The 17,826-nt window shown below is 62.0% G+C and carries 13 protein-coding genes; 5 read left to right on the forward strand and 8 right to left on the reverse strand.

What is annotated here, in order from left to right; all coding sequences use genetic code 11:
* Positions 1-49: 49 nt before the first annotated feature.
* The 7 genes from HDC32_RS05420 to HDC32_RS05450 all read right to left on the reverse strand — a co-directional run bounded on the left by HDC32_RS05420 (position 50) and on the right by HDC32_RS05450 (position 11,028).
* Entirely contained in the window at positions 50-1,579 is a 1,530-nt protein-coding gene (locus HDC32_RS05420) for a DHA2 family efflux MFS transporter permease subunit (RefSeq protein WP_131698098.1), read from the reverse strand.
* The gene (locus HDC32_RS05425) at positions 1,579-2,778 is read right to left on the reverse strand and encodes an efflux RND transporter periplasmic adaptor subunit (RefSeq protein ID WP_184742797.1); all 1,200 of its coding nucleotides are present in this window, start codon (positions 2,776-2,778) and stop codon (positions 1,579-1,581) included. The genes HDC32_RS05420 and HDC32_RS05425 overlap by 1 nt, the downstream gene beginning before the upstream one ends.
* Before the next feature lie 15 nt (positions 2,779-2,793).
* Positions 2,794-4,245 carry an efflux transporter outer membrane subunit gene (locus HDC32_RS05430; protein ID WP_184742800.1) on the reverse strand — a complete coding sequence of 484 codons (1,452 nt, stop codon included), beginning with the start codon at positions 4,243-4,245 and terminating at the stop codon, positions 2,794-2,796.
* The gene (locus HDC32_RS05435) at positions 4,242-4,715 is read right to left on the reverse strand and encodes a MarR family winged helix-turn-helix transcriptional regulator (protein WP_145337635.1); all 474 of its coding nucleotides are present in this window, start codon (positions 4,713-4,715) and stop codon (positions 4,242-4,244) included. The genes HDC32_RS05430 and HDC32_RS05435 overlap by 4 nt, the downstream gene beginning before the upstream one ends.
* Before the next feature lie 205 nt (positions 4,716-4,920).
* Positions 4,921-8,592, reverse strand: a complete 3,672-nt coding sequence (locus tag HDC32_RS05440; RefSeq protein WP_184742802.1) for a translocation/assembly module TamB domain-containing protein — start codon at positions 8,590-8,592, stop codon at positions 4,921-4,923.
* Positions 8,592-10,319, reverse strand: a complete 1,728-nt coding sequence (locus HDC32_RS05445; RefSeq protein ID WP_184742804.1) for an autotransporter assembly complex family protein — start codon at positions 10,317-10,319, stop codon at positions 8,592-8,594. Before HDC32_RS05445 ends, HDC32_RS05440 begins: the two co-directional genes overlap by 1 nt.
* 64 nt (positions 10,320-10,383) lie before the next feature.
* Complete coding sequence (locus HDC32_RS05450) at positions 10,384-11,028, reverse strand: GNAT family N-acetyltransferase (protein WP_131698104.1); 645 nt, start codon at positions 11,026-11,028, stop codon at positions 10,384-10,386.
* A 168-nt stretch (positions 11,029-11,196) separates the two neighbouring features.
* On the opposite strand from HDC32_RS05450, the gene xthA reads away from it, so the two are divergent.
* Both xthA and HDC32_RS05460 read left to right on the forward strand, forming a co-directional pair.
* Complete coding sequence (xthA, locus tag HDC32_RS05455; protein ID WP_131698105.1) at positions 11,197-12,009, forward strand: exodeoxyribonuclease III; 813 nt, start codon at positions 11,197-11,199, stop codon at positions 12,007-12,009.
* Positions 12,010-12,158: 149 nt separating this feature from the next.
* Positions 12,159-13,493: a substrate-binding domain-containing protein gene (locus HDC32_RS05460; RefSeq protein WP_184742806.1), complete on the forward strand. Its 1,335-nt coding sequence runs from the start codon at positions 12,159-12,161 to the stop codon at positions 13,491-13,493.
* Between the two features lie 121 nt (positions 13,494-13,614).
* On the opposite strand, the gene HDC32_RS05465 is transcribed toward HDC32_RS05460, so the two are convergent.
* Positions 13,615-14,844, reverse strand: coding sequence for an acyl-CoA dehydrogenase (locus HDC32_RS05465; RefSeq protein ID WP_184742808.1), 1,230 nt, complete (start codon positions 14,842-14,844; stop codon positions 13,615-13,617).
* Between the two features lie 151 nt (positions 14,845-14,995).
* Here HDC32_RS05465 and HDC32_RS05470 point away from each other — a divergent pair, with 151 nt between their 5' ends.
* The 3 genes from HDC32_RS05470 (at position 14,996) to HDC32_RS05480 (ending at position 17,355) form a co-directional block, all read left to right on the forward strand.
* A complete protein-coding gene (locus HDC32_RS05470; RefSeq protein ID WP_131698107.1) occupies positions 14,996-15,931 on the forward strand; it encodes a LysR family transcriptional regulator in 936 nt (311 codons plus the stop codon).
* A gap of 115 nt (positions 15,932-16,046) precedes the next feature.
* The gene (locus tag HDC32_RS05475; protein ID WP_090402693.1) at positions 16,047-16,439 is read left to right on the forward strand and encodes a MerR family transcriptional regulator; all 393 of its coding nucleotides are present in this window, start codon (positions 16,047-16,049) and stop codon (positions 16,437-16,439) included.
* A gap of 16 nt (positions 16,440-16,455) precedes the next feature.
* Positions 16,456-17,355 (forward strand): hydroxymethylglutaryl-CoA lyase, encoded by a 900-nt coding sequence (locus tag HDC32_RS05480; protein WP_184742810.1) that lies wholly within the window; start codon positions 16,456-16,458, stop codon positions 17,353-17,355.
* The last annotated feature ends 471 nt before the right edge of the window (positions 17,356-17,826 follow it).

Here is a 17,826-nt window from a genome sequence, read left to right on the forward strand (position 1 = left end):
GAGGGGGCAAGCCCCCTCCCACAATTGATTGCATTTCAGTCTTTGCCAATCAGTGGCCGGACGCTTCCGGCCCTGCCTTGGCACCAAACGGCGGCTTCGCCAGCCACACCAGCAGCATCAACCCCATGAACATCCACCCCAGCAACGTGAAGTAATCCACGGTGGACATCATGTACGCCTGGCTGGTGAGGATCTGGTCCAGTTGCGCGTAGGCCTTGTGCCCTGCCCCACCGAGCGCCTGCAGCGCGTCGCGGGTGGCGGAGTCATAGGTGGTCATGTTCTCGCTCATGTACGCATGGTGCTGGTCTGCCCGGCGAATCCAGATCCAGGTGGTCAACGAGGCCGCAAAACTGCCGCCCAGGGTCCGCAGAAAGGTCGCAAGACCAGCGCCGTCGGCAATCTGATGCGGTGGCAGGTCGGACATCAGGATGCTCAAGGTCGGCATGAAGAACAGCGCCACGCCGATGCCCATGAACAACTGCACCAGGGCGATGTGGGTGAAGTCCACCTCATTGGTGAAGCCCGCGCGCATAAAGCAGCTCAGGCCAATCGCCAGGAACGCCAGGCCTGCCAGCAGGCGCAGGTCGAACTTGTGCGCGTACTTGCCCACAAACGGTGACATCAGCACCGGCAGGATGCCGATCGGCGCCACCGCCAGGCCGGCCCAGGTGGCGGTATAGCCCATCTGGGTTTGCAGCCACTGCGGCAGGATCAGGTTGATGCCGAAGAAGCCCGCGTACCCCAGGATCAACACAATCGTGCCGATGCGAAAGTTACGGTAGGCAAACAGCCGCAGGTTGACCACCGGGTGCTTGTCGGTCATTTCCCAGATGATGAACACCGCCAGGGCAATCACCGAAATCGCCGCGCCCACAATGATGAAGTTGGATTCGAACCAGTCCAGGTCGTTGCCCTTGTCGAGGATGATCTGCAGGGCGCCGACACCGACGATCAGGCTGAGCAGCCCGACGTAATCCATCGGTTGGTAGCTGGTTTCCACCGGGCGTTTCTTGAGCTGCGAACGCACCACCATCACCGCAAAGATACCGATGGGGACGTTGATAAAGAAGATCCACGGCCAGCTGTAGCTGTCAGTGATCCAGCCACCGAGGATCGGCCCCGCAATCGGCGCCACCACCGTGACCATCGCCAACAGCGCCAGGGCCATGCCACGCCTGGCCGGCGGGTAGACCGCGATCAGCAAGGTCTGGGTCATCGGGTACAACGGCCCGGCCACCAGACCTTGCAGCACCCGGAAGCCGATCAACTCGGGCATCGAGGTGGAAATACCGCAGAGGAACGAGGCCAGCACAAACAGAATGGTGGCCCACAAAAACAGCTTCACTTCGCCAAAACGCCGGCTCAACCAACCGGTGAGCGGCAAGGCGATGGCGTTGCTCACCGCAAACGAGGTGATGACCCAGGTGCCCTGCTCCGAACTCACGCCGAGGTTGCCGGAAATGGTCGGCAACGCCACGTTGGCGATGGTGGTGTCGAGCACCTGCATAAAGGTCGCCAGCGACAGGCCAATAGTGGCCATCAACAGGCTGGGCGGCGTGAAGGAGGCGTTATTGCTCATCAGCGTTGCACAGCCTTGGGCGCGGCGTTGCTGTTGTCATGGATCAACTGGGTGATCATGGCGTCAGCCTCGGCCAATTGGCGGTCATACACGTTGGTGGTGAACGAAGCCTTCTGCGGCGCCTGTTGCGCCAGCACCGGGCCGCTCTGGTCATGCAGGTCCACATTCACGACGGTGCTCAAACCGACCCGCAGCGGGTGCTTGGCCAGTTCTTCGGCATTGATGTGGATGCGTACCGGCACCCGTTGCACGATCTTGATCCAGTTACCGGTGGCGTTCTGCGCCGGCAGCAGGGCAAACGCGCTGCCGGTACCGGCGCCGAGGCTATCTACGGTGCCGCTGTACTTAACATCGCTGCCATAGATGTCCGACTCGATGTCCACCGGCTGGCCAATGCGCATATCGCGCAGCTGGGTTTCCTTGAAGTTGGCGTCGATCCACAGCTGGTTCAGCGGGATCACCGCCATCAGCGCAGTACCCGGCTGCACACGCTGGCCCAGTTGCACGGTGCGCTTGGCCACATAGCCGGTGACCGGTGCGATCAAGGTGCTGCGGGCATTGGCCAGGTACGCCTGGCGCAGTTGCGCAGCGGCCGCTTGCACGTCCGGATGGGACGAGATCACGGTGTCATCCACCAGCGCGTTGCTGGTCTTGAGTTGTTGCTCAAGGTTGGTCAGGGCGTTCTTGGCGGCGGTCAGGCTGTCACGGGCGTGGGACAGTTCTTCCTGGGAAATCGCGCCGCCCTGGGCCAGGGTCTTACGGCGGTTGAAATTGTCCTGGGCGGTTTGCACGTCGGCTTTCTGTGCGTTGACCTGGGCTTTCATGCCATCGACGTTGCTGTACAAGCCACGCACCTGGCGCACGGTGCGGGCCAGGTTGGCCTGGGCACTTTGCAGGCCGACGGCGGCGTCGTTGGGGTCGAAGTTGATCAGCACCTGGCCTTCGTGGACCAGGTCGCCATCGTCGGCGCCGATGCTGACCACGGTGCCGGTGACCAGCGGGGTGATTTCCACCACGTTGCCGTTCACATAGGCGTCATCGGTGCTTTCGTTGAAGCGACCGTACAGCTCATACCAGCCCCATACGCCCACCACGCCGAGGATGACGATCAGCGCCAGGCCGATCAGCATGACTTTGCGTTTGCGTGGGTTGTTGTCTTTGGGTTGTTCTGTAGCGTTGGTGTTTTCGGCAGTGGCCATGACAAATACCTCAAATTATTCCGTGCGAGTGGCTGGGGTGGTCGACGCCACGTTGTCGGCGTTGTATCCGCCACCCAGGGCCTGCATCAATTGAATCGACAGATCGATCTGCGCGGCATTCAGGGTCGCCAGCTGACGCTGGGCCTGCAGCAATTGCTGCTCGATGCTGAGCACATCCAGGTAGTTACCGATCCCTGAGCTGTAGCGCTGCATGCCGGTGTCGTAAGACTGCTGGGCAATGTCCGCAGCATGTTGCTGGGCCTGGATCTGCCGACCGGTTTCGCGCAGTTGCGAAAGGGTGTTGCCGATATCGCCCAAGGCCTGCACCAAGGTCTTGTTGTACTGGGCTACCGCCAGGTCGTAGTCGGCATCGCGGGCATCGAGGTCGGCGCGCAGGCGGCCGCCGTCGAAGATCGGCAGCGAGATCGTCGGCGCAATATTGAAGAAGCGGCTGGCCGAGCCGAACATCGCATCCCCCAGCAACGACTCGGCCCCGGCGCTCGCGCTGAGGTTGAGGTTGGGGTAGAAGCGCGTCTTGCTGGCGGCGACGTCCTTGCTCGCGGCCTCGACTCTCCAGCGCGCGGCGATCAGGTCCGGGCGGCGGCCCAGCAATTCGGCGGGCAACACCGAAGGCACGGCGACAGCGGCGGGCTTGAGCACATTCGGGCGGGCCAATTCGCTGCCACGGTCCGGACCTTTGCCGAGCAACACCGCCAGGGCGATCTTGGCGCTCTGCAGTTGTTTTTCCGCGTCGATCAGTTGCGACTGGGAGCTGGCTTCCAGGCTCTCGGTCTGCTGGTACTGGTACTGACTGTCGATGCCCGCGCTGAGGCGACGCTTGCTCAAGTCGAGCATTTGCCGGGTGCGCTTGAGGTCATCGCTGGCCAGGTCTCGCACGATATGCGCCTGGCCCAGGTCGCTGTAGGCCTTGGCCACATCGGCGGCGAGGGTCAGGCGCGCGGCCTGCTGGTCGACTTCGGCGGCGCGGGCCTGGCCCAACGCGGCTTCCCAGGCGGCGCGCTGGCCACCCCAGAGGTCGAAGTTGTAATTGAAGCTGGCACCGATATTACGCACGGTCGAATAGGCATCGCCCTCGCCGCGCGGGTCCTGGTCTTTGGCCAGGCGTGAACGGCTCACGCCGGCGCTGGCATCCAGGGTCGGCATGCGCGCGGCATTCGCGGCATAGGCGGCGGCTTCGGCCTGATGGGCACGGGCGCTGGCGACTTGCATGTCGGGACTGTTTTGCAGGGCTTCCTGGATCAGGCCGTCGAGCTGCGGGTCGCCGAGGCTTTTCCACCAGTCGGCGCTGGGCCAGGCAGCATTCGACAGGGTCACGCCGCTCAGGGATTTGCCGGTTTGCAAGGTGTTGGCGTCGAGGCGCTTGCCCTGGGTGTCGAGGCCGCTGAAGTTGGCGCAACCGGCCATGCTCATGGCCGCAAGCACCAGGCATAGGGCACGTGTGTTCATTCTTTACCTACCCGCTGCAGGGTGATGGGATCACCGGCAGCTATCAGAATTTTCTTGAGGATCCGTTCCAGGGTTTGCAGCTCGCCGGGCTCAAGTACGCCCGCCAGCTGGTTCAACGCTTGGGCGCCTATGTGCGGCAGCATGTCTGCCAGGCGCTGGCCGTCGGCAGTCAGCACCAACTGCACCTGGCGACGGTCCAGTTCGGAACGCTGGCGGCTGAGCAATTTTTTCTGCTCCAGCCGGTCGAGCATGCGGGTCATCGAACCGCTGTCCAGGGACAGGTTGCGGCACAGCTCCGCCGGGGTATCGACGCCGAACTGGGCCATGATGATCAACACCTTGAACTGCGCGGCAGTGATGCCGTGGGGTTCCATGTGGGTGTCGATGATGCGGTCCTTTAGGATCGCCGCGCGGCCCAGCAACAGGCCAAGGTGGCAGTTGTGGAAGTTTTCGGGGGTGAAGTGAGGCATCGGAAGTCACCTTATTACTGCCTAGGCAGTGAATGTATGACGAGATGTTACTGCCTAGGCAGCGAAAGTCAAATGGAATAATTAGCTTGCTTGCTAATGTGGGAGGGGGCTTGCCCCCGATAGCGTTGGGTCAGTCACTGATGTGTTGACTGAACGGCTGCTATCGGGGGCAAGCCCCCTCCCACATTTTGTACTGCGAAAGGATCTAGAAATCGCGCTTGTAGAAGATGTCGAGGGAACTGGCCACACCACTCGCCACTTCCAGGTACACCCTCTTGCTCAGCAGGTAGCGCAAGGCGATGGTGCTGGCCGGTTCGAACACCCCCACGCCGTAACGCAGGCTGAGTTTCTCGGTGATCTTGCCGCTGGCCACCACCGCCGTGGTGGTGCCGCTGCCCTGGGTGTCGAGGTCGAAGTCCTGGATGCCCAGCTTGTTGGCAAGATCCGAGGTGACCCCGGCGCTGCCCATCAGGCCCAGGCCAAGTGCGGCCTGGGCGAGCATGTTGTTGTCTTCGCCCGTGGTGCTCAGCGGGCGACCCAGCACCAGATAGGACAGCGCCTGCTCCTGGCTCATGGCCGGTTCCGAGAAGATCTGTGTGGTGGGCTGCTCGGCGCTGCCGCTCAGGCGGATGCCGGCCACCACATCGTTGGTCTTACGAATCGCCTCAATATCCAGATAGGGCTGGTCGAGCGGCCCGGCGAACAGCAGGCGTGCACGGCGCACATCGAGCCGTTGCCCGTAGGCACGATAGCGACCGTCGTTGAGCCACAACTCGCCACGGGTATCCATGTTGTCGCCGATGTGCACATGGCCCTGCACCTTGGCGGTCAGGCCAAAGCCCGAGAAGTTGAGCTGGTCTTCGCCCACCGCCACGTCGATATCCATGGCCATGGCCATCGGCGGCTTGCCCTCTTCGGTCTGGCTGCCGACGATCACGGTGTCATCCGAGACCTTGACGGTGGAAGGCGGCAACTCACGCACGGTAATGTCGCCGCGTGGGATCCGCACCTTGCCGGCAATCGCCAGTTTGTCGTTCTTCAGGCTGATTTTCAGGTCCGGCGCCACTTCCAGCGTGGCGTAGGGTTCCACCGTGACCGGCAGTTGCGACCCTTGCAGGCTGAGGTCCACCGCCAGGGCCTGGTCCCAGTCGATCTGGCCCTTGAGGCTGCCCTGCCCGGCCTTGCCACTGCGCCATGCGCCGTTCAACTGCACGCGTTCACCGGCAATCAGCGCCTGCACGTTCAGGCCTTCAAGGCTGATGGGCAGCTCCGGCCCGGAGACTTCGCCGCCCACCAGGTTGAGGTTGCCGTTGACCTGTGGCGCCAGCAATCCTCCGGAGATCCGGCCGCTGCCGTTGAGCTTGCCGTTGAGTTTCTCGACCATGGGCACAAACGGCCGTGCCACGGCGAGATCGAGGCCGGTCAGGCTGAAATTGCCGCTGATCGGCTTGTTTTTCGGCAACGGGTTGATCTGCGCCTGCAACAGCAACTCGCCGAGCTTGCCGCCACGGAAGTTCAGCTGGGTGTCGATACGCTTGGGGTTGAGGGTGGTTTCCAGCTTGAGGGTGTCGTAGGGGAAATCCAGCCACTGGTCCTTGTCCTTCACGCGCAGGGTGCCGCCACTGGCATCCACCGAGACCACGCCTTTGGGGCCGCTGTCGGGCAAGTCCAGTTGGATGTCGGCGTTGAGCTTGCCCTGCCAGGCGAAGTCCTTGGGCAAAAACGCCGCCAGGCTGTCGATGGGGAATTGCTTGAGGTGGTAGCGCAACTTGGGTTCGGGCATCAGGCGCTGGTCTTCACCGCACAGGCTGGCGGCGCCGGAGACCCAGCAGTGGGCCGCGAAGGTCAGCTTGCCGTCGGCCATGCGCTCGATTTTTGCCGGCGCTTGCAGCCTCCAGTCCTGGCCACCCGCCTGCACATCGCCACTGGCCAGGCGGCCGCGCCAGTTGCCTTTGTCGAGGTTGCCATCCAGGGCCAGGGCCAGTTTGACCAAGGGGCCGGCCAGGTCGAGTTGGACCTTCTGGCTCCTGATGTCGCCCTGGGCGCTGGCGGTGAGCGTGCCGACCTGGGTGTCGCCGCTTTGAATGCCGCTGCCCTTGAGGTCGATTTTCGCGCGCTGGGCACTGTCCAGGTTCGCGTCCAGGCTCAGGCTTTGCAGGCGATTATCGGCGAACGCCAGTTGCTGGCCCTTAAGGTCGAGTTTGCCTTGGGGCGCCTTGAGGCTGCCGGCCACGTCGAGTCGGCCATTCACCTGCCCACGCAGCTGCGGCCACAGCTGGGCCAGGCGCGCCAGCTTGATGTCGATCTGCCCTGCCAGGCGTTGCTGCAGGCTGCCGCTGCCGTTGATGCGGTTGTCGCCCAGGCGCATATCCAGGTTGGCCAGGGTCCATTGCTCGCCCGCGCCTTCGGCCTTGGCCGCCAGCACTGCGGTTTGCCCGCGCAGGCGGCCCTTGAGGTCGAGATCGGCGTTGAGTGTGAGCTGTTCGTTTTTGAATTCACCTTGGCTGCGCAAGGGGCCAGCCAGCGTGCCAGGCAATTCCGCCACCCAGAAAGCCGGGTTCAGCGCCGACAGGTCCAACGCTGTATCCCAGGCAATGCCATCGGCAAATTGCAGGTTCAGATGCCCTTCGGCCTTGCCTTGGCCGGCGGTCAGTTTCAGCTCCGGCAGGAAGATTTGCGTGAGGTCGCCACTGAACGGCGTGACCACATTGAATTTGCCGGCCGGGCCGTCGAGGTCGGCCTTGAGGTTGCCGAGGTAGTTGCCGTCTTTGTAGGAAACCTCACCGTTAAAGGTGCGCACTACCACCTGTGGCTCGTCGATCAGCGGATAGAGGCGATGCCAGGGAAAATCCAGCCAATCGATCTTGGCCTCGGCGCTGAAGCCTTGTTGCCAATCCAACTGCGCCGTGAGCTTGAGGCTTTTTTTGTCGCCGGCATTCAGGTCCAGGCCAGCGATCTGCGCGCCCTTGGCGTCGACCCTGCCTTGCAGCAGCAAGTCCACCGGGCCTTTGTCCGCCGGCAGCACAGCCTTGCCCAGCAGTTGGTAGCCACTGCCCAGGTCACCCTTGGCGGTGAGGTCCAGTTGATTGAGTTGCAGGGTGTCGGGCAGATCGGCGCTGGGTTTGAAGCCATCGGCGGTGATATGCACCTGGGCCGGGAGGTTGTCCGCCAGGGGTTGCAGCTCGCCCTTGAGTTTGGCCGGCAGGTAGCCGCTGCTGTCGGCGTCGAGCCTGAGGGTCTTGAGCAGGTCGCCCTCGACCTTGAGCGCGACCGTCCACGGCGCGCCGCCGGGGGCGTAGGGCAGGCTCAGGTTGCCGCTGGCGGTCAGCGGCCATTCGCCACTGGGTTGCAACAGGCCGTTCAGGTCCAACACCAGGCCGTCCCGTTGCAGGTGCGCCGCGTCAATCTGCATGCCGGCGGCGGTCCAGTGCGCGGCCAGTTGCAGGCCCTTGAGTTCTTCGCTGCCGTTAAACAGCAGGCTGCCGACACGAACGTCGCCCAACTGAATGGAAACGGGCAGCTTCAGGTCCGGCAATTGAATCGGCCCGCTGCTCTCTTCGGTGCTCGGCGCAACGTCCAGGCGGACTTGCTCCACGTCCAGGCGATTGATGCACAGGGTCATGCGCAACAGGCACGCCGGTGACCAGTCAAACGTCGGGGCATCGAGTTCAACGCGACTGCCGTCTTGCGCCCACACCAGATGATCGGCGCTCCACTGGCCGCCCAGACGGCCCTGGAAATTCTCCACGCTCAACCCCGGTACACGCCCCAGCGCCCAGCGACTGCCCGCCTGGGTACCGAGGACCGCCCACAGGGCCAGCAACAGCACGGCAAGGATGGCCAGCACGGCCAGCCCCGCTATTTTCACACCACACATCACAGCTCAGGCCCCATGGAAAAGTGCAATCGAACGCCGCCCGGGTCTTCCAGGGCATGGGCCAGGTCCAAGCGGATCGGGCCGACCGGCGAGACCCAGCGAATGCCGACGCCGACGCCGGTTTTCAGGCTGGGCAAGTCCAGGGAGTTGAACGAGTTGCCCTGGTCGATAAACGTCGCTATCCGCCATTTTTCGGCGATGGAATATTGATACTCGGCGCTCAGGGCCACCATGTAGCGGCCGCCGATACGGTCGCCCCGGTCGTTCTCGGGTGACAGGGTCTGGTACTCGTAACCGCGCACGCTCTGGTCGCCACCGGCGAAGAAGCGCAATGACGGCGGCACCGACTTGTAGCCGTTTGTCGCACTGCCGCCGACCTGCGCCCGTGCCAGGAAACGGTGGTTGTCCCACAGGGTGGTCAGGCCCTTGACCATGGCCGTGCCGTAAAGCAGGTTGGTGTCGGACCCCAACCCCTCCTTGGCCACCTTGCTGTCGAATTGCAGGCGGTAGCCGTTGTGGGGGTCGATGCGGTTATCGCTGCGCAGGTAGGAATAACTGATCCCCGGCATCACCAGGTTACTCAGGCCCGAGTCATTGCCCAGGCGATATTCTTCGCGCTGGTATTTGAGCGAGATCACCCGCGTCCAGCCACTGGGCAACTTGCTGTGCCATTCGGGCCCGAGGGTGAGCAATTTACTCAAGGTGTCGGTGTTGGCGATTTCTTCATTCTGGTAACCGCCGGCAAAACGCAGCTTATCGGTGAGCGGCGGGTCGAGCGGGATGTCGTACCACAGCCCAACGTTCTGCCGTGGCGCCGACAACTCGGCTTCCCAGCCATAGCTGTGGCCCTGGGGATTGACCCAGTGGCGCGTCCAGTTGGCCTTGCCGCGCGGGCCGACGTCGGTGGAGAAACCCAGGCCCAGGCCCATGGTGCGGGGCTTGCGGGTCTCCAGGTTGACGGCCACCGGAATCACATCATTGGCCGAAGCCGCGGGGGCCGCGTCGACGCGCACGCCTTCGAAAAAGCCGCTGGCTTGCAGGTTCTGGTTAAGTTCGGCGATCAGTTCGGAATCGTAGGGGGCGCCACTTTTAAACGGCACCATGCGTTGCAGCAGCTCTTCATCAAAGGGCGTATCGCCGGCAAAGCTGACCTTGCCCAAGGTGTAGCGGGGGCCGCTGTCATAGATGAGTTCGATATCGGCGACGCCGGCCTTGGGGTCTACCGAGAGTTTCTGACTGGTGAAGCGCCCGCTGAAAAAGCCGTAGCGCGAGGACTGGTTCTGGATAAGACGCTTGGCGTCTTCGTAGTGGCCGTGATTGAGCACGGCGCCGGACTTGAGGTCATCGCTGGCGGGCACGCGAAAGGCCTTGAGGTTCGCGGCAGGGCCGTCGACCCGAATGGTCACGTTGCGCAAATGCACCGGTTCGCCGGGGTCGATGGTGAGGATCAGGCGCGGGTTCTCGCCGCCCTTCACATCGCTTTCGATCCGGGGCTGATAGAAACCGAGTGCCTGGGCGGCTTTGCGCGCCTGCTCTTCGGCACCACGGCTGAACCGCAGCAAGGCCTCTTCATCACGCTCGCCCACGCCACCGATATAGCCTTCGATGTTGGCTTTCAACGCGTCGTTTGAAGGCTTGATCCGCACGTCCAATTCGCTTTGCGCGAATGCGCCGCAGCTTGTGAACAGCAGAACCAAGCCGCTGGTAAATCTTCCTGGAAACTTCATAGGCGCGGATGCTACACGAGCTGGGGAGAAACTTAGAACTCAGACGATTCTGAAAAATTCTGCGCTAAGCCGTTGCAGCATGTAACACCTGCGGATTGGGGTGGAAAAATACGTGTTCCAGGATCGGTCCTACCGCCACTTCGCCGATCTCTTCATAGCCCTGGCGCTTGTAGAACTCCAGATAGCGCGAATTCCCCGTATCCAGTACCACACCGGATGAGTGCGGGTCTTCCGCGCACCAGTTGTGCACCGCTCCCAGCAGCTGTTCACCGTAGTGCTTGCCCTGGAATTGCGGGTGAATGCCCATCAGCGGCAACACATGCACCGACTCGTTGGGCAAGCAGGCCATCACCGCATAGTGGTAGTCCAGGTAGCGCCGGGTACCGCGCACGCCGGTGCTCAACCACATGCGCAATTGCCAGGCCCAGCTTTCGGTAATCCCCAGGCGCCGCTGCGGGGGCGCGATCAGCGCGATGCCGATCAGGCGGTCGTTGATGAACAGCCCAATCGCCGGAAGTTTCTGGAAGAAATGCTGCTTGACCAGTTCGCGCACCGTGGCGCGTACCCGTTGTTCATAGCCTGCGCGTTCAGCTTCAAAGATGTAGGCAAACGTCGGCTCATGCCGATAGGCCTGGTACAGCAGGGAGCGGGCTTCGCGGGAATAGCCGCTGTTGAGCAGGCGAACTTCGCCAATGGCAGTGTCAGTCATACAGTCAATCTCCCTGGGCGCCACTCAATAGATGGCGTTCTTATGGGTACGAACCTACGCAGCACCAGTCGTTCCCAGACATTAGCAGTGCATCTGTCCTACCGCCACGCTGGCCCCCGTCCGACTTGTCCGCTAGCATCGCCCTTTTGCCAGACTGGACCGCCGACCATGAAAATCGTCTCCTTCAATATCAACGGGCTGCGCGCCCGCCCTCATCAGCTGGCGGCACTGATTGAAAAACACCAACCCGACGTCATCGGCCTGCAGGAAACCAAGGTCCACGACGACCAGTTCCCCCTGGCCGAAGTGCAGGCCTTGGGCTATCACGTGTACTACCACGGGCAAAAAGGCCACTACGGCGTGGCACTGCTCTCGCGCAAAGAAGCATTGAGTGTGCACAAGGGCTTTGCCAGCGATGAAGAAGACGCCCAGCGCCGCTTTATCTGGGGCACCTTCGCCGATGAAAACGGCCAACCGATCACCATCATGAACGGCTATTTCCCACAAGGTGAAAGCCGCGACCATCCGACCAAGTTTCCGGCCAAGCGCCGCTTCTACGCAGACTTGCAACACCTGCTGGAAAGCCAGTTCAGCAACGACCAGGCCCTGGTGGTGATGGGCGACGTAAATATTTCCCCGGAAGACTGCGACATCGGCATCGGCGCCGACAACGCCAAGCGCTGGCTGAAAACCGGCAAGTGCAGCTTCCTGCCCGAAGAGCGCGAATGGATGGCGCGCCTGAAGAATTGGGGCCTGGTGGACAGTTTCCGGCACCTCAACCCCGAGGTGGCCGACCGTTTCAGCTGGTTCGACTACCGCAGCCGTGGGTTCGAGGATGAGCCCAAGCGTGGGCTGCGCATTGACGTGATCATGGCGTCAACCGGCCTGGTGCCGCGGGTCAAGGATGCGGGCGTGGATTATGACCTGCGGGGTTTGGAGAAACCGTCGGACCATGCACCGATCTGGCTTGAACTCAGCTGATCGCCCTGACTGTGCTCGGGCCAAATGTGGGAGGGGGCTTGCCCCCGATCGCGGTGTATCAGTAACAGATAAGCTGACTGTCAGTCACATTACTGAAATCCAACTGACTTAATCTCGCAGCACTCCCTTTGGCTTGAGAAGGTGCCGGCATGATGCTGCGCGTTCTGTTCCTGTTGTGTTGCGCGTTTTCCTTCTCCGTTGTGGCTGCCCCCCTACCCGTTACCGACCAAGGCCCGGCTTTGCGCATTCAGGGTTCCAACACCATTGGCGCGGCGTTGGGGCCGGCGCTGGTCAAGGGCTTGATGGAGCATCAGGGCCTGCAGGCGGTGCACAGCGAAGCGGCCGAGGGCGCCAATGAACAGCGCGTGGTCGGCAAGACGCGCCAGGGCAAGACAGTGACCGTCGAGGTGGCGGCCCATGGCTCCAGCACCGGGTTTGCCGCGCTGAAAAAAGCCAGCGCCGACCTGGCTGCGTCTTCCCGTCCGATCAAGGACAGCGAACTGGTGGACCTCGACCCCCTGGGCGATCTTAAAAGCCCCGAGGCCGAACAGGTGATCGCCATCGACGGCCTGGCCATTATCCTCAACCCGCACAACCCACTGAATACGTTGAACACCGAGCAACTGGCGCAGATCTTCAACGGCGAGATCGACACCTGGGAAGCGCTGGGCGGTATCGGCGGTGCCATTCATTTGTACGCGCGGGATGACCAATCCGGCACCTATGACACCTTCAAGGAACTGGTGTTGCGCCTGCGCGGCAAGCCCCTGGCAGCGTCCGCCAAGCGCTTCGAGTCCAGCGAAGCGTTGTCCGATGCGGTGAGCCGGGATCCCCAGGGCATCGGCTTTATCGGCTTGCCTTACGTGCGCCAGGCCAAGGCGGTGGCGATTGTCGATGGCGACTCGCAACCGATGCTGCCATTGAACAGCCTGATTGCCACCGAGGATTACCCGCTGTCACGCCGGCTGTTCTTCTACCTGCCGCCGTCCTCCAGCAACCCGTGGGCCAAGGCCCTGGTGGACTTTGCCCAGAGCAGCAAAGGCCAGGCGATTGTGGCGGCCAACGGGTTTATCGCCCAGCAGGTGCAGGCGATGACGGTGCAACCCCGTCCCTCGATGCCTGACGACTACCAAGCGATTGCCCGTGACGCCCAGCGTTTGACCGTGAATTTTCGCTTCGAGGAAGGCAGCGCCAGCCTGGACAACAAGGCGCGCCAGGATGTGCAGCGCGTCGTGGCCTATATAAAGAGCCACGCCAAACTCGACAAGCAGGTAACGCTGGTGGGATTCGGCGACGCCAAGAATGACCCGCAACGGGCGGCGCTGCTGTCGAAGCTACGGGCGATGGCGGTACGCCGGGAGCTGGTCAAGAACGGCGTGGTATTGCGCGATATTCGCGGCTTCGGCGCACAGATGCCGGTGGCGGCGAACACGGCGGATGAGGGGCGGATCAAGAATCGGCGGGTGGAGGTTTGGGTGTACTGAGGGCTTAGCCTTGCGGTGTTCGGAATGGCCTCATCGGGGGGCAAGCCCCCTCCCACACTTTGAATGTATTCCCAAATCAAAATGTGGGAGGGAGCTTGCCCCCGATGCGGGCGACGCGGTGTTACTGCCCGCTGCGCATCAACTCTTTAGGCACATACTTGCCGATCTCGAACTTGCCGATTGCCGCGCGGTGCACTTCGTCCGGGCCGTCGGCCAGGCGCAGGGTACGTTGCATGGCGTACATGTAGGCCAGCGGGAAGTCGTTGGAGACGCCGGCGCCGCCGTGGATCTGGATCGCGCGGTCGATCACCTTCAACGCCACGTTCGGCGCCACCACCTTGATCTGGGCGATTTCACTTTTCGCCACCTTATTGCCCACGGTGTCCATCATGTACGCCGCTTTCAGCGTCAGCAGGCGCGCCATGTCGATTTCCATGCGTGAGTCGGCGATTTTGTCGATATTGCCGCCCAGGCGCGCCAAAGGCTTGCCGAACGCGGTGCGGCTGACGGAGCGTTTGCACATCAGTTCCAGCGCGCGCTCGGCCATGCCGATGGAGCGCATGCAGTGGTGGATACGGCCTGGGCCAAGCCGGCCTTGGGCAATCTCGAAGCCTCGGCCTTCACCCAGCAGTACGTTTTCGTACGGCACACGGACATTGTCGAACAGCACTTCGGCGTGACCGTGGGGCGCGTCGTCGTAGCCGAACACCGGCAGCGGGCGTACGATTTTTACCCCGGGGGCGTCCACCGGCACCAGGATCATCGAGTGCTGCTGGTGGCGCGGTGCATCCGGGTTGCTCAGGCCCATGAAGATCAGGATCTTGCAGCGCGGGTCGCAGGCGCCGGAGGTCCACCACTTCTTGCCGTTGATCACCCACTCGTCGCCCTGGCGCTCGGCGCGGGCGGCCATGTTGGTGGCGTCCGAGGAGGCGACATCGGGCTCGGTCATGGCGAAGGCCGAACGGATCTCACCGCGCAGCAGCGGCTCGAGCCAGCGTTGTTTCTGCTCTTCGTTGGCGTAGCGCACCAGCACTTCCATGTTGCCGGTGTCGGGGGCGGAGCAGTTGAACGGCTCCGGGCCCAGCAGTGAGCGGCCCATGATCTCGGCCAGGGGTGCGTATTCAAGGTTGGTCAGGCCGGCGCCCAGTTCGGATTCGGGCAGGAACAGGTTCCACAGGTCTTCAGCTTTCGCCTTGGCTTTCAGCTCTTCCATGATGGCGGTGGGCTGCCAGCGGTCGCCTTCGCTGACTTGGCGTTCGAACACCGGCTCGGCCGGGTAGACGTAAGCGTCCATGAACGCGGTGACGCGTTCACGCAGTTCCTGAACCTTGGGCGAATAGGCGAAATCCATGAGCAGCTCCCTTCTTTGAGAGGTTGTTTAGGTCATGCAATCGATGCTAGAACAGCGCTGATAATTTACCTAGCCTATTCTCGGCGTGTATTAACATTCATCACCGATATATGATCGACATATGGCCACCTAACAATAAGAGCGCAACGAAATGAATCTGAGCAAGGTCGACCTCAACCTCTTTATCGTCTTCGACGCGATCTACACCGAAGCCAACCTGACCCGTGCCGGGCAGATCGTCGGCATCACCCAGCCGGCGGTGTCCAACGCTCTGGCCCGCCTGCGCGAGACGTTCAACGACCCGCTGTTCGTGCGCACCGCCCAAGGCATGGTGCCCACGCCGATGGCGCAGAACATCATCGGCCCGGTGCGCAATGCGTTGTCGTTGCTGCGGGTGTCGGTGCAGGAAAGCCGCATCTTCAACCCACAGCAGGCGGCCAAGACCTACCGCATCAGCATGACCGACCTCACCGAAGCGGTGATTCTGCCGCTGCTGTTCCAACGCCTGCGCCGCCTGGCGCCCACCGTGGTGATCGAGAGTTTCCTGTCCAAACGCCGCGAAACCACCAAGGAACTGGCGGCCGGGCGCCTGGATTTTGCCGTGGATGCGCCGCTCAACACCGACCCGCAGGTGCGCCACGTCAAGCTGATGGAAGACCGCTACGTGTGCGCCATGCGCAAGGGCCATCCCATGGCGGGCAAGGACAAATTCACCCTGGATGACTACCTGTCGCTGACCCATATCCATATCTCCAGCCGCCGCAACGGTCTGGGCCACGTCGACCTGGCCCTGGGCAAGATGGGCATCCAGCGCAAGATCGCCCTGCGCTCCCAGCATTACCTGATGGCCTCGCAAGTGTTGCAGCAGACCGACATGGTCATGACCGTGCCCGAACGTTTCGCCCGCCGCCATGAACTGCACTGGTTCCACCTGCCGGTCAATGACGTGCCACCGGTGGAAACCCACCTGTACTGGCACGAAAGCACCGACCAGGATCCGGCCAACCGCTGGATGCGCGAGCAGATGATCGAGTTGTGCCAGCAAGTCACCGCCCACGAAAAGAAGCTGGATAAACAACAGGCCTGAGGTTCAAGAACGCTACCTGTGGGAGGGGGCTTGCCCCCGATGGGCTGCGCAGCGGCCCTTGACGTTCACGTCAACCTGCCATTAGCTTAGCGCCAAGACCCTCTTGAGCGCCCCCATGAGCACGACCTACAGCATCTCCGACCTCGCCCGCGAGCTCGACATCACCACCCGCGCCATTCGCTTCTATGAAGAACAAGGCTTGCTGGCCCCGGAACGCCGGGGCCAGGAGCGCATCTATTCGGCACGGGACAAGGTCAGCCTGAAGCTGATCCTGCGGGGCAAACGCATCGGTTTTTCCCTCGCGGAATGCCGCGAGCTGATCGAACTCTACGACCCCACCGGCGGCAACCAGATCCAACTCAACAGCATGCTGGCCAAGATCGCCGAGCGCCGTGAGCAGTTGGAACAGCAACTGCTGGACATCGAACAAATGAAGCTGGAACTGGACACCGCCGAAGAGCGTTGCACCCAGGCACTGGCCCACACCATGGGCCAGGTTGGCCATTGATCAGAAGGTAGCTGCCATGTCCCTCCCCTCCCATGTACGCCTGGTGGAAGTCGGCCCGCGCGACGGTTTGCAGAACGAAGCCCAACCCATCAGCGTGGCCGACAAGGTCCAATTGGTGGACGCCCTCAGCGCGGCGGGCTTGAGCTATATCGAAGTCGGCAGTTTTGTCTCGCCCAAATGGGTGCCGCAAATGGCCGGCTCTGCCGAAGTGTTCGCGCAGATCCAGCGCAAGCCCGGCGTCACCTACGGTGCGCTGGCGCCAAACCTGCGTGGTTTTGAGGACGCGTTGGCGGCGGGCGTAAAGGAGGTGGCGGTGTTTGCCGCGGCCTCCGAGGCGTTTTCCCAGCGCAATATCAACTGCTCCATCAGCGAAAGCCTGGAACGTTTTGCGCCGATCATGGCCGCAGCCAGGCAGCACGGCATCAGCGTGCGCGGCTATGTGTCCTGTGTGTTGGGTTGCCCTTACGAAGGTGAAATCGCGCCCGAGCAAGTGGCGGCGGTCGCGCGGGAGTTGTATGCCATGGGCTGCTACGAGGTCTCCCTGGGGGACACCATCGGCACCGGCACGGCGGGCACCACGCGGCGGCTGTTCGAGGTGGTCGGTGCGCAGGTGCCACGGGACAAACTGGCGGGCCACTTCCATGACACCTATGGCCAGGCCATCGCCAATATCTATGCCAGCCTGCTGGAAGGCATTACGGTATTCGACAGCTCTATTGCGGGCCTCGGCGGCTGCCCTTACGCCAAGGGCGCCAGCGGTAACGTCGCCACCGAAGATGTGCTGTACCTGCTCAATGGCCTGGGGATCGACACCGGTATCGACCTGGACACATTGATTCGCGCAGGCCTGCAAATCAGTCACGTACTGGGCCGCCCTACGGGTTCGCGCGTGGCCAAGGCACGTAACGCCGTTTGAGTAGCGCGGCCGTGACAATGTGTTACCGCACGGCTACACGTCGAGTAACACGGGAACATATTTAGTCGCATTTGCCGCAGCAAAAATCTTACTAAAAAATTAACTTATTGATTTTAAAGAATTTTTAAAAGTTGGCACGCCTTCTGCTATCTCTATGGCATAACAAGAATAAAAAGCACCAAACCTAATAAAAATAAGACGAAACGACTCTGACATAACAAAAACAACACGGCAGAGACGCAGCTAACAGATTTTTTTGGAGAAGATGTGCTTCGCAGGGTCCGGCATGCCGAAACCCGCAACCGGTTAGAGAAAAATAAAACTACCTCAGGTAGCTACCCACTGGTTGGATCGTTAACGAAGAAGCAGATCAGCGCTCAAAAAAATACGTTTGCTCTTGACCCCGGATGGGGGTCGCCAAAAACAGCGGTAAAGGGTAACGGTTGCCAAAAACAACAATAGACCGCCCCT

The sequence above is a fragment of the Pseudomonas sp. JAI120 genome (genome assembly GCF_014207255.1).
Lineage (GTDB): Bacteria > Pseudomonadota > Gammaproteobacteria > Pseudomonadales > Pseudomonadaceae > Aquipseudomonas.

Excerpts from the sequence above, each read along its gene's own strand:
- HDC32_RS05420 (WP_131698098.1), bottom strand. The coding sequence starts at position 1,579 with ATGAGCAATAACGCCTCCTTCACGCCGCCCAGCCTGTTGATGGCCACT.
- HDC32_RS05465 (WP_184742808.1), bottom strand. The coding sequence starts at position 14,844 with ATGGATTTCGCCTATTCGCCCAAGGTTCAGGAACTGCGTGAACGCGTC.
- HDC32_RS05430 (WP_184742800.1), bottom strand. The coding sequence starts at position 4,245 with ATGAACACACGTGCCCTATGCCTGGTGCTTGCGGCCATGAGCATGGCC.
- HDC32_RS05450 (WP_131698104.1), bottom strand. The coding sequence starts at position 11,028 with ATGACTGACACTGCCATTGGCGAAGTTCGCCTGCTCAACAGCGGCTAT.
- HDC32_RS05440 (WP_184742802.1), bottom strand. The coding sequence starts at position 8,592 with ATGTGTGGTGTGAAAATAGCGGGGCTGGCCGTGCTGGCCATCCTTGCC.
- HDC32_RS05460 (WP_184742806.1), top strand. The coding sequence starts at position 12,159 with ATGATGCTGCGCGTTCTGTTCCTGTTGTGTTGCGCGTTTTCCTTCTCC.
- HDC32_RS05480 (WP_184742810.1), top strand. The coding sequence starts at position 16,456 with ATGTCCCTCCCCTCCCATGTACGCCTGGTGGAAGTCGGCCCGCGCGAC.
- HDC32_RS05470 (WP_131698107.1), top strand. The coding sequence starts at position 14,996 with ATGAATCTGAGCAAGGTCGACCTCAACCTCTTTATCGTCTTCGACGCG.
- HDC32_RS05435 (WP_145337635.1), bottom strand. The coding sequence starts at position 4,715 with ATGCCTCACTTCACCCCCGAAAACTTCCACAACTGCCACCTTGGCCTG.
- xthA (WP_131698105.1), top strand. The coding sequence starts at position 11,197 with ATGAAAATCGTCTCCTTCAATATCAACGGGCTGCGCGCCCGCCCTCAT.
- HDC32_RS05475 (WP_090402693.1), top strand. The coding sequence starts at position 16,047 with ATGAGCACGACCTACAGCATCTCCGACCTCGCCCGCGAGCTCGACATC.
- HDC32_RS05425 (WP_184742797.1), bottom strand. The coding sequence starts at position 2,778 with ATGGCCACTGCCGAAAACACCAACGCTACAGAACAACCCAAAGACAAC.
- HDC32_RS05445 (WP_184742804.1), bottom strand. The coding sequence starts at position 10,319 with ATGAAGTTTCCAGGAAGATTTACCAGCGGCTTGGTTCTGCTGTTCACA.